Origin of the sequence: Proteus vulgaris (genome assembly GCF_016647575.1) — a bacterium.
Lineage (GTDB): Bacteria > Pseudomonadota > Gammaproteobacteria > Enterobacterales > Enterobacteriaceae > Proteus > Proteus mirabilis_B.
This window is the reverse complement of sequence record NZ_CP032663.1, coordinates 2,020,384-2,034,696: the sequence shown is the minus strand read 5'-3', so window position 1 is coordinate 2,034,696 and position 14,313 is coordinate 2,020,384. Positions and strand designations below refer to the sequence as shown.

Genomic DNA, 14,313 nt, shown 5'->3' with positions numbered 1-14,313 from the left:
ACATGACATTTACATTTTAAAATTATCATTTCTGTAATAATATAAGTTGTTATTTTTTCAGCCGTCTTTGAACGGCTGATTCTACCTCTCTTTTCTTAATCACCATTCTTTATTCGACTCGTTTCACCTCTCACTTTTAACGTATACCAATTGATGTTGTGTTAAAAAAATGTGATCTAAATTGCTTCGATTTGGTTTTGCTTTTGCTTTTGGTTTTTTGTTTTGAATACCATCGCAGAATCACTGACCTGATCTCCTTATTCTCGTTATCAATGATACGGAGGCACTTTATATGTTTTCAGAAGAACGGCGACAGGAAATTTACACCATCATCAGGGAACAAAAGAAAGTTAAAGTGGCTCAGCTTGCGGAGAAATTCAGTGTCACATTGGAAACTATCCGCAGTGATTTGAAATACCTTGAAGGAGAAGGGTTGATCAAACGTTGTCATGGTGGCGCCATACTAGGGAAACAAGAAATTAAAAAAATAAGTAAATTTAGTGATAGTTTTGATATTTCATGTTTATTGCACGATTTATTAATCGTGAGAGAACGTAGAGATAGAAAGCCTGAAGGCAAAGTCTGTGTACTGGGATCGTTTGTGGTCGATATTATTGCCAATGTCGATTCTTTTCCAAAAGTTGGTGAGTTAATTAACTCTAAAAGTAACTCGATAGGTCCCGGAGGCAAAGGAACAAATCAGGCAATGGCTGCCAGTTTTTCTGATGCGAAAGTACACTTAATAACGAAAGTGGGTGAAGATCATTTTAGTAAATACGCTTATAAATATTTACAAGAAAGCGGAATTGATTCTTTTACTATTTTTCAAACAGAAATAGAACCAACAGGTAGTTCAATTAGTTATTTGGCAGATAAAACACAAAACAATATTACAGCAACTTATTTAGGGGCGAACAATACATTCTCAGATCAAGAGATTGATATTTCTTTACCTTATGTAAGTGAAGCGGATGTGTTATTGCTCCAAGGTGAAATTAATATAGAAGCCAATATTAAAGCTGCACTGTTTGCAAAATCCGTTAATAAAACAGTCGTACTTAATGTTGCGCCTTATAACGAAAACCTAAAGCAACTCTATTCAAATCTTGATTTTATTACCTTAAATGCCAATCAAGCATCACATTGGGCTGACATTGAAATAAACGACATTAATGATGCTAAACAGGCTATTGGCGTTATTTCAGGTGATGAAAACAAGAAAGTGATTATCTATATGGATGAGCTTGGTGTGGTCTATTTTGATGGACGAGCCACATTTCATATTCCCCCTATGCCATCGTTGCGAGTGGATACGATGGCAGCCACGGATGCTTTTAACGGCGCATTTGCTTCAAAAATAGCGGCAGGAGGCACAATGCATGAGAGTGTATTATTTGCCAGTGCTTTCCTCTCTGCATTTATAGAACAAAAAGGCGTAACAGCAATGCCTGTGCTTTCTCAAGTTCAGGCTCGCCTTAAATCAAGGCTCGAAGATATTCGACCACAAATAATCTGCAATGAGAAAAGGTGCATATAATGAAAAAAACACTTCTGGCATTTACCCTATGCAGTTCCATTTTTACACTTCCGGCTTTTGCTCAATACCCTGAAAAGCCGATTACTATTGTTGTTCCTTGGGCTGCTGGAGGCAATACTGATACAGTTGCACGCTTAGCAGCTAAAGGACTACAAGAAGAATTGGGTGTGACCGTTAACGTGGTAAATAAAACCGGCGGTAGTGGTGTTGTAGGTCACGATGCGATTAAAAATGCAAAACCTGATGGCTACACGCTGGGTATTGCAACGGTTGAAATTACCATGATGCATCATCAGGGAATGACGAATTTAACTTATCAAGATTACACACCGATCACTCGTCTTGCTGTTATTTATGGTGGATTACAAGTTGGAAAATCTTCGCCATTTAAAAATGCACAGGAAATTATTGATTATGCGAAAGCAAACCCAGGCAAATTAAAAGCATCGGGTAGTGGCTTAAATTCAATCTGGCATCTCAATACGATTGGTATGTTACGTGCCGCAGGATTGCCTGATAACGCCATTCGCTTTATTCCATCTCAAGGCGCAAGTGCTGCATTACAAGAGCTTGCTTCTGGTGGTGTTGATATTGTGACGTCTTCATTAGGTGAAGCGGACAGTATGGTAAAAGCTGGATTAGTGAAGCATATGGCAATTATGTCAAATGAGAAGTCTGCTTTTTATCCTGATGTACCGTTATTCAAAGAAGCCACTCCTTATAACTGGGATCTGCAAGCGTGGAATATGCTAGTTGCACCAAAAGGGCTAGATAAAGAAGTACAAGATAAACTCACTGCAGCAATGAAAAAAGTGTATGCCTCTGGTGAGCTAGCCGAGTTTGCAAATAAACAAGGTTTTGAAGTTATTGAATTATATGGCGATGATGCCACTCAATTTATGGCCAATGAAGATAAAAAGTTTGGCGAAATTATAAAGAAATAACTGAGGAAACGGCTGAATAACAGCCGTTTTTATGCCTATGCTAAATCGTCATATTCTATCGCTAATATTCTGTTGCTTTGGTTTATTTCTTATTGTTTATAGTGCGTATTCATTAGGTGATTTTAGTGAATATGGTGCCGCATTTATGCCTTCTATTATTGGCGGTGGCATGATTATATTTTCATTAATAGATATATTTTCACGTGATCAAGAAAGTGATATTCCATTAGTTTCATGGCATGAAATAAAATTTGTCTTATTAATTATTGGCATTATTCTTTTTTATGTTTTGGCATCAGATTATCTAGGTTTTATTTTAACGGGTCTAATTATTACAGCACCGTTAATGATGAAATATGCAACAACAAAACCTATATATAGTTTTATTATTTCAGCCAGTGTGGTGTTAGGTGTGTATTACTTATTTACCGCTGTACTGTTAGTACCGCTACCTCAACTATTTTCATAAATAGAGAACAACAGTATGGATATATTAATTAGCGCACTTGCTTATATTGATTACACAACAATACTTGTCGTTATTGGTGCTTGTTTATTTGGCTTATTTGTTGGTGCAATTCCCGGATTGACATCAACAATGGCAATCGCATTAATGGTACCATTTACTTTTTTTCTTGATCCCATTCCTGCATTAGCCTTAATGATTTCTGTCGGAGCCTCTTCTATATTTGCGGGTGATATTCCTGGTGCCTTATTAAATATTCCGGGTACACCTGCATCGGCGGCTTATACCAATGATGCACACTCCTTAGTTAAAGAAGGTAAAACAAACCGTGTATTAGGTATGTCGTTAACAAGCTCTGTCATTGGTGGCGTTATCGGTACGATTATATTAGCGTCCACAGCACCAATTTTAGCTGAGTTTGCTTTAAAATTTAGCTCTTATGAATATATGTGGCTCTCTTTAATTGGACTTAGCTGTGCAACCATTGTTTCAGGCTCACATATTCGAAAAAGCTTATTAGCACTGTTTTTTGGTATTGCATTAGCGACTATTGGTTACGATGAATTTACCGGACAAGCACGCTTTACTTTTGGTGAAGTCTCTTTAATGCAAGGAGTAAGCTTTATTCCAGCAATGATAGGATTATTTGCCATTTCAGGTGCAATTAAATATTACGTTGAACGCTGGAAAGAAAAGCAAATCACACTAAGTGAAGTGAATGCTGAAAATAACTCTTACAATATTTTTAAAGGGATTGGTGGTGTTGTTCGCCAGCGTAAGGGCGGTATTTTCCGTAGCGGAATAATAGGAACATTAATTGGTGCTTTACCCGGTGCTGGTGCCGATATTGCAGCATGGATCTCTTATGCGGTTTCAAAAAAGCTTTCCAAAAAACCAGAGAAATATGGCCATGGCTCTGAGGAAGGTATTGTTGATGCTTCAGCGAGTAATAATGCAAGTTTAGCAGGAAGTTGGATCCCATCTTTAGTCTTTGGTATTCCGGGCGATTCTGCGGCTGCAATTATTATCGGTGTATTGTATATGAAAGATATGCAACCGGGACCAACACTGTTTTTATTCAACCCTGATAAGTTGTATGCCGTTTTTATTATCTTCTTTATCGCTAACCTTATTTTATTACCGATTGCTTTTATTGTTGTCAATTTATTGAAAAAGATTGTTGCTATTGATAATGCGATTATTTATCCAGCAATTATCTTATTTAGTCTTGTCGGCTCTTACGCAATCACAAATACAATGTCTTCTATTGTTGTTATGTTGGTAATGGGTGTTATCGGTTATTTTCTTCAAGAACGAAAATTTCCAATATCACCGATTATTTTGGGCATGATCTTGGGACCAATGTTAGAAAAGAATTTACTCTCATCATTAATGAAATCTGATGGTGACTTAATTAATTTTGTTAACAGACCTATTTCGATGGTATTAGCAAGTGTATTTCTACTCATTGTAATAATGCAAATTAGAGGTGCATTTAAAGCTAAATAACTAACTTATTCAATACTCAATATTTATTACTAAACAATTAATCATAGAGAGATACTTTTTTAAGTGTCAGGGAAAACTCACCTTAAATAAAGTCAGTTTATTTAAGGTGTCAGAAATCAGCAGATAAATAAAAATATCGGGTGATCACATGAAAAAAATATTAAATAAGCCAGAAAATTATGTCGATGAAACATTAGCAGGTTTATGCCTTGCTCATAGTGATATTTATCGCCAACCACAGCCAAGATTGATTACTCGTTCTAAAAAAACAGATAAGCCCAAAGTGGGTATTGTCACTGGCGGTGGTTCAGGTCACTTACCTGTATTTACCGGATATGTTGGTGAGGGGCTACTCGATGCAGCCGCTGTAGGTGATGTTTTTGCTTCACCTTCTGCCGATTTAATGGCAGATGCTATTCGTGAGGCGAACAACGGATTAGGCGTATTGCTACTTTATGGTAATTACGGTGGCGATATCATGAATTTTGATATGGCGACTGAAACGGTTGATTTTGAAGATGATATTCGTTGTACAACCGTTTTAGCCGCTGACGATGTAGCTTCAGCAAAACCAGAAGAAGCACACAAACGCCGTGGTGTTGCTGGGATGATCTATGGTTTTAAAATGGCGGGCGCTAAAGCAGAAGAAGGAGCAACGCTTGATGAAGTCACGCGTATTGCTCAAAAAACCATGGAAAATACCCGAACTATTGGCTGTGCGTTGACATCTTGCACCTTACCCGCAGTAGGACATCCTACTTTTGAAATTGGTGAAGATGAGATGGAAATGGGGATGGGCATTCACGGAGAGCCGGGAATTTGGCGTGATAAATTACGCAGTGCGGATGATATTGCACAAGAGATGTTCGAGCGTTTACAAGCAGAATTATCATTAAAAACAGGCGATAAAGTTTCTGTATTAGTTAACTCTTTAGGCGCAACGCCATTAGAAGAGCTTTATATTCTGTACAACAAAATTGCACAACTGATTAATAAAACAGGTTCAACCATTGTGCATCCATTGGTCGGTCGTTATGCCACATCTATGGAAATGACAGGGGCAAGTTTAACATTGTGCAAACTGGATGATGAGCTAGAAGCCTTGATGAATGCACCGGCTCATTGTGCATTCTGGAGGGTATAGCGATGAATATTACGCTTGAAATGCTCAAACAAGCGGTTGCTCGTATCGCTATAGCTTGTGAACAATCTCAATCTATGCTTTGTGAAGCAGATAGCCGCCTAGGTGATGGAGATTTAGGGATCACCATGCAAAAAGGCTGGCGACAAATTGCTGACGATTCGCAAGATTGGCCTGATGATCTCAGCAAAGCACTTTTTCAATGCAGTAAATCATTACAAAAAGCCTGTGCTTCTTCTTTTGGTACATTGCAAGCAACGGCTTTTATGGCAATGGCAAAATATTGCAAGGAAAACCAGCTTCAAGAAATATCGCCCTCCGACATTTCGCCATTATTAACGGTTGCATATCAAAGCATGATGGCGAGAGGGAAAGGGGAATTAGGACAAAAATCCGTCCTCGATATTCTTTACCATTTATCTGAAGCGCTAAAACCAACATTAGCTATCGATAAACTAAAAACAACCGCATTACAGAGTGTCGATAGCACGCTTAATGAATTCCGCCAAAAACCTAATTTATTAGGTCGAGCTCGTATGTTCCCAGAAAAATCTATTGGGTTAGATGATCCTGGCATGTTGGCAATTAAAGTTATTGTTGAAGCAATCTGATTTAATAAAGGTCTTTATATGAAAAAATTATTTGGCGTTACAGTGGCAATGGTTACTCCGTTTGATTTGAACGATCAAGTGGATATTAAAGCGTTATCTGCATTGACTGAAATGTTAGTAACCAAGGGTGTCGATTGTCTTTATCCTTGTGGTACAACGGGCGAGATGTTGCGTTTATCCGCATTAGAACGTAAAAATGTTGCAAAAACCGTTGTCGAAACAGCGAATAAACGTTTACCTGTTTTTATTCATGTTGGTGCAATGACATTAAATGAAACCATTGAGTTAGCCAAACACGCAGTTGAAATTGGTGCTGATGGTATTGGTGTGGTAACGCCACAATTTTTTGGTGCGACAGACAGAGAATTAGAAAACTATTTTGTGACAGTGGCAAACAGCGTACCGGATAATTTCCCTGTTTACCTGTATAACATTCCACAATGTGCCGCAAATAATATAAAGCCTGAATTAGCGGCAAGAGTACAACAACAGTGTAAAAATGTAATTGGTATTAAATACAGTTTTGCTGATAACAATACAACATTAAGTTACCTTGCTGTTGCAGAGGGTTTTTCAGTTCTTCACGGTTACGACAAATTATTCTTAGGATTATTAGATGCAGGTTGTGATGGTACAGTTTCAGGTTGTGCTTGTGTGTTCCCTGAGCCATTTGTGAATATGTATAAAGCCTATATTGCTGGTAACTATCCAGAAGCGAAACATTGGCAACAATTTTGTGTGAAATTTAGTGATGCACTTAAGTCTGGTGCGAATATGGCAATATTTAAATCAGCATTAACCATGCGTGGTTTAGAAGGCGGCCATATGCGTTTGCCACAACTTGATTTATTGTCTGAAGAAAATCAACAGTTAAAAGAAAATCTAACTCAATTATGTAAAGAAGCAGGCATCACTTTTTCACTTAATTAAATAGTGGTTAAACAAACGTCCCCGTTATTTTAGTTGATTGGTTGTATGTTGATCCTTTTAAGCAGTATAGGCTTTTCTATACTGCTTTTTTAAAACCAAAACATACATAAGGTGCAATGGTTTATTGTGCTAAAAAGTGACCGTATTGTGCGATATCGACATTACCGCCACTGATAATAATACCAATTTTCTTACCTTTTAATTTATCACCGAATTGACGAGCTGCCGCTAAACTTAAACAACCCGTTGGCTCTACAATCATTTTCATTCGCTGAGCGTAAAACTGCATAGCCGAAATTAACTCTTCATCTGTTGCAGTTAAAATATCATCCACATTGTTACGAATGATCTCAAAAGTATAATTGCCTAGATGCTGAGTTTGTGCGCCATCTGCAATTGTTTTCGGAGTATCAATATGAATGATTTCGCCTTTGCGTAATGATTGTTGTCCGTCATTTCCTGCTAAAGGTTCAACGCCAAAGATTTTACAATCGGGTGAAAGGGCTTTGGTTGATAATAAAGAGCCAGAAAGTAATCCACCACCACCTAATGGAACAAATAGCATATCTAATTCACCAATTTCATCAAACAGCTCTTTGGCAGCAGTACCTTGTCCCGCAATAATATGAGGGTGATCGTAAGGTGGAATTAATGTTAGACCTTCTTTTTGTGCTAATTGTTGTCCAATTTTTTCACGATCTTCAGTATAACGATTATAAGTGATCACACGACCACCATAGCCTTTTGTTGCGTCCATTTTTGCCTTTGGTGCATCTTCAGGCATGATAATTGTTGCAGGAATACCTAATAGCTTTGCCGATAAGGCAATTGCCTGAGCATGATTACCTGATGAGAAAGTCACAACACCATTTTTACGTTGTTCTGCGGTAAATTGTGATAATGCATTCATCGCACCACGAAATTTAAATGCACCCATTCGTTGAAAGTTTTCACATTTAAAATAAAATTGCGCCCCTGTTAGCTCATTTATCGTGCGAGAGGTTAAAACAGGTGTTTTATTAAGATAAGGCAGAATACGTTGATGGGCTTGTGCAACATCTTTATAGGTAGGAATAGGCAACTTATTCATGAGATTGCTCCTTGATCACGACGGCTTCAATTTCAATTTTGCTTCCAAAGTGCAGTTCTTTTACACCTGCGACTAATCTTGCTGGTCTGTGTTCACCAATCCATTTTGCATATAGCTCATTAACAATAGGCCACTCGTTAATATCTGTCACATAGACTTTAATTTGAGCAATATCGGTTTTCTTTGCATTAATTCCGAGAAGACAAGCATTTAAGTTTTCAAGCACTTGTGTGATTTGGACTTCAACAGGCTTGTCTGCCAATGGATTACCTTGTTTATCTAAGGGCAATAATCCAGAAACAAACGACATATTATTTGCAGTAACAACATGAGAGTAATGCCCACCAGGAGATGAGAGGGCATCAATATTTTGTAGTGTAAGATGTGAGGTCATTGCGGTTTCCTATTTCACTTAAGTTAGATAAAATGTATACTTATTTATACACAATGTCTAACTTTAGATCAATAGTTTACTTTTCACAAAATGCCAGAGTATATCCCGAATAAAACGGAGGATGAGTTAATTCATTTTTGGAAGTAGCAAATTTTCTTTGTGCTATTTCTTTAATCGCTTCTTTTATTTTAGAAAAATCAACTTTATTTTCATTACCGGATAAAAAATTGTAGATATTTCCAGCCAATAAACAATAAATCTCGTATTTTAAATATGAATTATCAGAAATTCCCAAATCATCTATTGCTTTTACGACTTCAGGGATATTTTGTAAATGCTGGATCATTGTACTTTGAGCTGCATTTTTATCTAAATCCAACTTAAATTGGTTAGAGATTAAAAAAAATAAAATTTGTTTCGCCTCCTTATTCACAATAATTTTGTTATCGTGGTATAAATTATCAATTGCCCGATGAATTATTGAAGAAGGGAGAATTTTCTTTTCATTTCTCCACCAACCTAAAATATCGCTATCTACCTTCTTATAAGCTTTATTTAGTAATTCCATTGATTTTACTTGATTTTTTATATCAACCCTATAAGAAGATATTTCTTCTGGTGTATAAAAATCTCGTATTTTTGATATTAACTCTTTACTGATTTTTGCAATATCGACGGTAATCTCTTTCTTTTTATCACAATTAGCTATGGAGATGTCTAAATAGGTATTTTTAATATTCTTGATATTATTTAAAAAAATCCCATAAGTATTTAATGGTTCTTTATCATTAACTTTATTCTGTTTGTTATTTACAATTACAAATTTTGCTGAAATATTTTTCATAAAAATTCCTTTTGTCATTAAAAGGAATTTTGACAGAATAAAAAATAAGTTCTTTCATAAATAAAACCGATGAATTTAATAAAAAAGAGGTGAAAATATATCACCTCTTTTGTTTCTTATATGACATTAAAAATAAGGTTTAATAAGAGCAACGCGTTATTTTCCACGCTGTATAAATGGCTATTAAGGGCGCTAATGCTAAAAATAAGAATAGAGCAGATGCAGAAGAAGAGAGTCCTTCAGGAGTACCACTATTAAAGCCATTTAAATTGACTATCATACCTGCAAATGCAGAGCCTAGAGCGGTTGCAAACAGTTGTACGGTTGTAATTGAAGCGCCTGCAATATCTTTATCTTGCGTCGAAGCTGCTTGTAATATACGTGTTAATAGGTGAGGCCAACCAAAACCAATGCCATAACCCACTAAGAACAAAGCAAATAAAATAATAAAAAGACTAACCGCGTTTTCTGATTGCAGTAGTGGGTTTGGAATAACAAAAGCCAACACAAGTAAACCGATAAAAACAATAATAGGGCCACTTAAAATACTAAAACGCATTTTAGCACCTTGCCAACTTGCGCTAATCACTTCAGCAACTGTCCAGCCTAATGCCATTAATGCACTCATATAACCTGAAGCTAAAGGTGTTTGCATATGTAAGCTTTGTAGATAATAAGGAACAAAGATCTCACAAGTCATGCCAATAGCTAATAAAGAAATAGTTAAATACAAAAGTGCATGTAAAGAGAGACCTTTAAACGTATTAGTGGGTAGTAACCGAACAGTAAGGCGTTTCTCACAAAAAATAAGCACACCAATTAAACCAAATACCACCACGATACTCAGTAAATTAATGGTAAGTGAGGAAGAAAGGCTACCTGATGAAATAAGCAAAACTGCGGCTGTTAAAATGATTAGCTGAAGATAAGGCAAGCTTTGTGATGTTGATTTTGGAGCGTCACTGTCATTCTTTGGTAAGATAAACCACAGATAAATACCATAAAAAAACATGATAGGTAACATAATACCAAAGGCATAACGCCAAGCATCTAATTGAGCAAAAATACCACCAATAGCAGGGCCAATTAGTGTAGCAACACCCCACATACCTGAAATTAATGCCATTGCTCTTGGCCATAATGCTTGATCGTAAACGATATTCACCATGGCGTAAGAAAGGGCAAATAAAAGCCCACCGCCAAGGCCTTGAACAAATCGACCAATTAGCATGACTTCCATTTTAGGTGCTATTGCACATAACAAACTGCCAATAAAAAATAATACCGTACCAGCTAAATATGCGCCTTTAGCACCTAATAAATTAAGTAAGCGAGCAGACAATACTGAGCCAATAATTGAAGCAGCTACAAATAGCGTAGTATTCCATGCATATAATCCCATTCCACCAATATCTGTTACAACAGAAGGCAAAATAGTGGTTGCCATTAAAATATTAATCGCGTGGATCACGACACCAAAAGAGAGGGCAAAGGAGATTGCACCATTCCGCCCTGAAAAGAGATCACGCCATTGGCTATTATTATTTGGGTGCATTAGAAAAAATATCCTTCTTTTATTGCTATTACGACATAGCTTCGTTAAATTACCAAGATAAAACTTGGATAAATAAATACTGAGACGCTTAATATGTCAAGAAAAAACTTGGAATATAATTATCCTGCGCAACGTACTGTTGGCGATAAAATTCTATTTTTAATTAAAAAACATGGACCTATGCAAGCAAATGAAATTGGGCAACGTCTTGGTACAAGTAGTGAAGCCGCAAGACAACAATTTGTAAAACTTGCTAATGCAGGATTTGTTGAAGCGATTACCGAGCCAAAAGGTGTTGGAAGACCTATTCAATATTGGCATTTAACCGAATTAGGGCAGAAACAATTTCCTGATACCCATGCTGAATTAACCGCTCAGATTTTACTAACTATTCGTGAAGAATTGGGTGAAAGTGCTATCGAAAAAATCATTTTAGCACGAAAGAAACAAAGTTATCTGCGCTACACACAAGCAATAAAAGACGCGGATGAACTCACAGAACGTTTAGATATTTTAGCCACACTGCGTAGTCAAGAGGGCTATATGGCACACTGGGAGCAAGTAAAAGATAACGAATATCTTTTTATTGAAGATCATTGCCCAATTTGTGCAGCAGCTAAAGTGTGCCAAGGTTTTTGTAATACAGAGAAAGAGCTATTTTCTGAAACACTAGGGGTAGAACTACAACGTGTTGAATATATTTTAGAAGGCGCAAGACGTTGTGCCTACCGTATTAAAATCTAATTTTATTAAGCCACAATTAAGCCTTAAACAATAAAAGCAAAAACCGCGCAATAAAGCGCGGTTACTGTTCTGTCCTTAGAAATTTAGCTTAGTTTTTACAATGTAATCGCAGAAGCTTTCCAAATTCTTTGCATATATTCTGTTACTGCACGATCCGCAGAGAAATAGCCCATTTGGCAAATATTTAACGCAGATTTTTTCAACCAAGCCTCTTCATCTTGATAAAGCACATCAACACTATCTTGCGTATCAACATAGCTACGATAATCGGCTAATACCTGATAATGATCGCCAAACTCAATTAAGCTATCGAAAATTGATTTGTATTTATCAGGGCAAGTTGGATTAAAGAAGCCATTAGCGATTTGGTTAAGCGCAGTGTGTAATTCGATATCTTCATCATAATAACGACGAGGGGAATAACGCTGTCTTAACTCTGCCACTTCTTGCGCATTGTGACCAAAGATAAACATATTATCAAAACCAACATGCTCACCAATTTCAATATTAGCACCGTCAAGTGTACCGATAGTTAATGCGCCATTTAGGGCAAATTTCATATTCCCTGTACCAGAAGCTTCTGTTCCTGCTAATGATATTTGCTCAGATAAATCTGCTGCGGGGATAATGTGTTGCGCTAAACTTACGCCGTAGTTAGGAATAAAGATCACTTTTAGTTTATCTTTAATACGCTCGTCATTATTAATCTTACAGGCAATATCGTTGATAAGATTGATAATTTTTTTCGCATTATAATAAGCTGATGCAGCTTTACCTCCAAAAATAAATACGCGAGGCACCCAGTTTTTCTCTGGATTTTCTAAAATGCGATTATAACGAGTGATAATGCCTAACACATTGAGAAGTTGGCGTTTATATTCATGAATACGCTTGATTTGTACATCAAACAGCGCATCAGGATTAATATCAATATTTAAATCTTCCTTAATGATCTGCGCAAGATTTTGTTTATTGATACGTTTTGAATCTTTTAATTGGTGCAAGAAATTTTTATCTTTCACCAATGGCATTAATTCACCTAATTGCTCTAAATTGGTTCGCCAATTTGTACCAATATGGCTATCAATTGCATTAGAGAGAGAAGGGTTTGCTAATGCCAACCAACGGCGTGGTGTGATCCCATTGGTGATATTGCAGAATTTCTTAGGATAGATCATCGCAAAATCAGCAAATAAAGATTGCACCATTAATTGGCTATGAAGTTCAGAAACACCATTAACTTGATGACTAATAATAACCGCTAACCATGCCATACGAACATTACGGCCATTCTCTTCATCAATAATAGAAACACGACGTAATAAGTCGTTATCGTTAGGGAACTGGGCTCTAACTTGTTTCAAGAATTTATCATTGATTTGGAAGATGATTTGTAAATGGCGAGGAAGTGAACGACCAAGCATATCAACAGGCCAAGTCTCTAATGCTTCACCCATTAATGTATGGTTGGTGTATGAGAATATATGAATGGTTTGTTCCCATGCTTCATCCCAGCTAAATCCATGATTATCAATTAGCTGACGCATTAACTCAGGAATGGCAAGAACAGGGTGAGTATCATTAAGATGAATTGCAATAAAATCTTTTAGATTATCAAAGCGTTGATGCAGATGATAATGGCGTTGCAAAATATCTTGAACAGAAGCACTTACTAAGAAATATTCTTGTTGTAAACGCAACATTTTACCTGATGTTGTTGAATCATCAGGGTAGAGAATACGAGAGATATTTTCAGAGCGATCTTTTGCTTCTGTTGCCTCTAGGTATTCACCTTTATTAAATTTACCTAAGTTAAACGCCACATTTGATTTAGCTGACCATAAACGAATGGTATCTGTCGCTTGTGTGTTATAACCCGGAACAATAGAATCATAAGGTTGTGCCATCACATTGAAGGTATCAACCCAATAATTTTTCTCGCCTTCTTGCTGTAAACGCCCGCCAAAATCTACTTCAAATTGCAAATCATGACGAGGAAATTCCCAAGGATTACCTTTTTCAAGCCAGTTATCCGCAACTTCATGTTGTTCGCCATTTTGAATTTGTTGGCGGAACATTCCGTATTCATAACGGATACCATAACCTGTAACGGGATAACCTAATGTGGCACAAGAATCAAGGAAGCAAGCAGCCAAACGGCCTAAACCACCATTACCTAAACCAGGATCGGGCTCAAGTTCGATTTGTTTTTCAAGATCAAGACCTAACTCTTTTAATGCCTCTTTAACTTCGTGATAAACACCTAAAGAGAGCATGGCATTGGTTAAAAAACGCCCCATAAGAAATTCCATCGAAATGTAATAAACCTGTTTTACTTTCGGTGAAAGCTCCGCTTTGGTTGATTTTAACCAGCGTTCAACTAAACGGTCTCTAATGGCGTAAGAGGTTGCATTTAACCAATCTGTTGGTGTTGCATATTTTGGCGACGTACCAACGATAAACATTAGTTTATAAACAATAGAACGCTTTAATGATTCAATATCCTTATCAGGTGATAAATAATCAAATTCACATAAATTTTTCATTA

At 36.7% G+C, this 14,313-nt stretch carries 13 protein-coding genes; 8 read left to right on the top strand and 5 right to left on the bottom strand.

Features of this window, described 5'->3' with window-relative positions; translation table 11 throughout:
• The first annotated feature begins 292 nt into the window (after window positions 1-292).
• The 7 genes from D7029_RS09500 (at window position 293) to D7029_RS09470 (ending at window position 7,138) form a co-directional block, all read left to right on the top strand.
• Window positions 293-1,537 carry a PfkB family carbohydrate kinase gene (locus D7029_RS09500; RefSeq protein ID WP_194952541.1) on the top strand — a complete coding sequence of 415 codons (1,245 nt, stop codon included), beginning with the start codon at window positions 293-295 and terminating at the stop codon, window positions 1,535-1,537.
• Window positions 1,537-2,481 (top strand): tripartite tricarboxylate transporter substrate binding protein, encoded by a 945-nt coding sequence (locus D7029_RS09495; protein ID WP_072068128.1) that lies wholly within the window; start codon window positions 1,537-1,539, stop codon window positions 2,479-2,481. Before D7029_RS09500 ends, D7029_RS09495 begins: the two co-directional genes overlap by 1 nt.
• A 31-nt stretch (window positions 2,482-2,512) precedes the next feature.
• A complete protein-coding gene (locus tag D7029_RS09490; protein ID WP_194952540.1) occupies window positions 2,513-2,950 on the top strand; it encodes a tripartite tricarboxylate transporter TctB family protein in 438 nt (145 codons plus the stop codon).
• Window positions 2,951-2,965: 15 nt separating this feature from the next.
• Window positions 2,966-4,456 carry a tripartite tricarboxylate transporter permease gene (locus D7029_RS09485; protein WP_194952539.1) on the top strand — a complete coding sequence of 497 codons (1,491 nt, stop codon included), beginning with the start codon at window positions 2,966-2,968 and terminating at the stop codon, window positions 4,454-4,456.
• Window positions 4,457-4,604: 148 nt separating this feature from the next.
• Window positions 4,605-5,600 carry a dihydroxyacetone kinase subunit DhaK gene (locus D7029_RS09480; RefSeq protein WP_194952538.1) on the top strand — a complete coding sequence of 332 codons (996 nt, stop codon included), beginning with the start codon at window positions 4,605-4,607 and terminating at the stop codon, window positions 5,598-5,600.
• Window positions 5,601-5,602: 2 nt separating this feature from the next.
• Window positions 5,603-6,208 carry a dihydroxyacetone kinase subunit L gene (locus D7029_RS09475; RefSeq protein WP_228766763.1) on the top strand — a complete coding sequence of 202 codons (606 nt, stop codon included), beginning with the start codon at window positions 5,603-5,605 and terminating at the stop codon, window positions 6,206-6,208.
• Between the two features lie 18 nt (window positions 6,209-6,226).
• Complete coding sequence (locus D7029_RS09470; RefSeq protein WP_194952537.1) at window positions 6,227-7,138, top strand: dihydrodipicolinate synthase family protein; 912 nt, start codon at window positions 6,227-6,229, stop codon at window positions 7,136-7,138.
• Window positions 7,139-7,259: 121 nt separating this feature from the next.
• Here the strand turns inward: D7029_RS09470 and D7029_RS09465 are convergent, their stop codons facing one another.
• The 4 genes from D7029_RS09465 to D7029_RS09450 form a co-directional block, all read right to left on the bottom strand.
• On the bottom strand, window positions 7,260-8,228 hold the full coding sequence (locus D7029_RS09465) for a threo-3-hydroxy-L-aspartate ammonia-lyase (RefSeq protein ID WP_194952536.1): 969 nt from the start codon (window positions 8,226-8,228) through the stop codon (window positions 7,260-7,262).
• Window positions 8,221-8,622 (bottom strand): RidA family protein, encoded by a 402-nt coding sequence (locus D7029_RS09460; protein ID WP_194952535.1) that lies wholly within the window; start codon window positions 8,620-8,622, stop codon window positions 8,221-8,223. The genes D7029_RS09465 and D7029_RS09460 overlap by 8 nt, the downstream gene beginning before the upstream one ends.
• A gap of 76 nt (window positions 8,623-8,698) precedes the next feature.
• A complete protein-coding gene (locus tag D7029_RS09455) occupies window positions 8,699-9,466 on the bottom strand; it encodes a hypothetical protein (RefSeq protein ID WP_194952534.1) in 768 nt (255 codons plus the stop codon).
• A gap of 139 nt (window positions 9,467-9,605) precedes the next feature.
• Window positions 9,606-11,021, bottom strand: a complete 1,416-nt coding sequence (locus D7029_RS09450) for an MFS transporter (RefSeq protein ID WP_194952533.1) — start codon at window positions 11,019-11,021, stop codon at window positions 9,606-9,608.
• A gap of 93 nt (window positions 11,022-11,114) precedes the next feature.
• Between D7029_RS09450 and D7029_RS09445 the strand changes: the two genes are divergently transcribed.
• Window positions 11,115-11,765, top strand: coding sequence for a helix-turn-helix transcriptional regulator (locus D7029_RS09445; RefSeq protein WP_194952532.1), 651 nt, complete (start codon window positions 11,115-11,117; stop codon window positions 11,763-11,765).
• A gap of 95 nt (window positions 11,766-11,860) precedes the next feature.
• On the opposite strand, the gene glgP is transcribed toward D7029_RS09445, so the two are convergent.
• Window positions 11,861-14,311, bottom strand: a complete 2,451-nt coding sequence (glgP, locus tag D7029_RS09440; RefSeq protein WP_194952531.1) for a glycogen/starch/alpha-glucan family phosphorylase — start codon at window positions 14,309-14,311, stop codon at window positions 11,861-11,863.
• Window positions 14,312-14,313: the final 2 nt, after the last annotated feature.

What these genes read in the sequence shown, in the direction of transcription:
- D7029_RS09485 (WP_194952539.1), top strand. Translation starts at nt 2,966, where the DNA reads ATGGATATATTAATTAGCGCACTTGCTTATATTGATTACACAACAATA.
- D7029_RS09470 (WP_194952537.1), top strand. Translation starts at nt 6,227, where the DNA reads ATGAAAAAATTATTTGGCGTTACAGTGGCAATGGTTACTCCGTTTGAT.
- D7029_RS09455 (WP_194952534.1), bottom strand. Translation starts at nt 9,466, where the DNA reads ATGAAAAATATTTCAGCAAAATTTGTAATTGTAAATAACAAACAGAAT.
- glgP (WP_194952531.1), bottom strand. Translation starts at nt 14,311, where the DNA reads ATGAAAAATTTATGTGAATTTGATTATTTATCACCTGATAAGGATATT.
- D7029_RS09490 (WP_194952540.1), top strand. Translation starts at nt 2,513, where the DNA reads ATGCCTATGCTAAATCGTCATATTCTATCGCTAATATTCTGTTGCTTT.
- D7029_RS09495 (WP_072068128.1), top strand. Translation starts at nt 1,537, where the DNA reads ATGAAAAAAACACTTCTGGCATTTACCCTATGCAGTTCCATTTTTACA.
- D7029_RS09465 (WP_194952536.1), bottom strand. Translation starts at nt 8,228, where the DNA reads ATGAATAAGTTGCCTATTCCTACCTATAAAGATGTTGCACAAGCCCAT.
- D7029_RS09445 (WP_194952532.1), top strand. Translation starts at nt 11,115, where the DNA reads ATGTCAAGAAAAAACTTGGAATATAATTATCCTGCGCAACGTACTGTT.
- D7029_RS09450 (WP_194952533.1), bottom strand. Translation starts at nt 11,021, where the DNA reads ATGCACCCAAATAATAATAGCCAATGGCGTGATCTCTTTTCAGGGCGG.
- D7029_RS09460 (WP_194952535.1), bottom strand. Translation starts at nt 8,622, where the DNA reads ATGACCTCACATCTTACACTACAAAATATTGATGCCCTCTCATCTCCT.
- D7029_RS09480 (WP_194952538.1), top strand. Translation starts at nt 4,605, where the DNA reads ATGAAAAAAATATTAAATAAGCCAGAAAATTATGTCGATGAAACATTA.
- D7029_RS09475 (WP_228766763.1), top strand. Translation starts at nt 5,603, where the DNA reads ATGAATATTACGCTTGAAATGCTCAAACAAGCGGTTGCTCGTATCGCT.
- D7029_RS09500 (WP_194952541.1), top strand. Translation starts at nt 293, where the DNA reads ATGTTTTCAGAAGAACGGCGACAGGAAATTTACACCATCATCAGGGAA.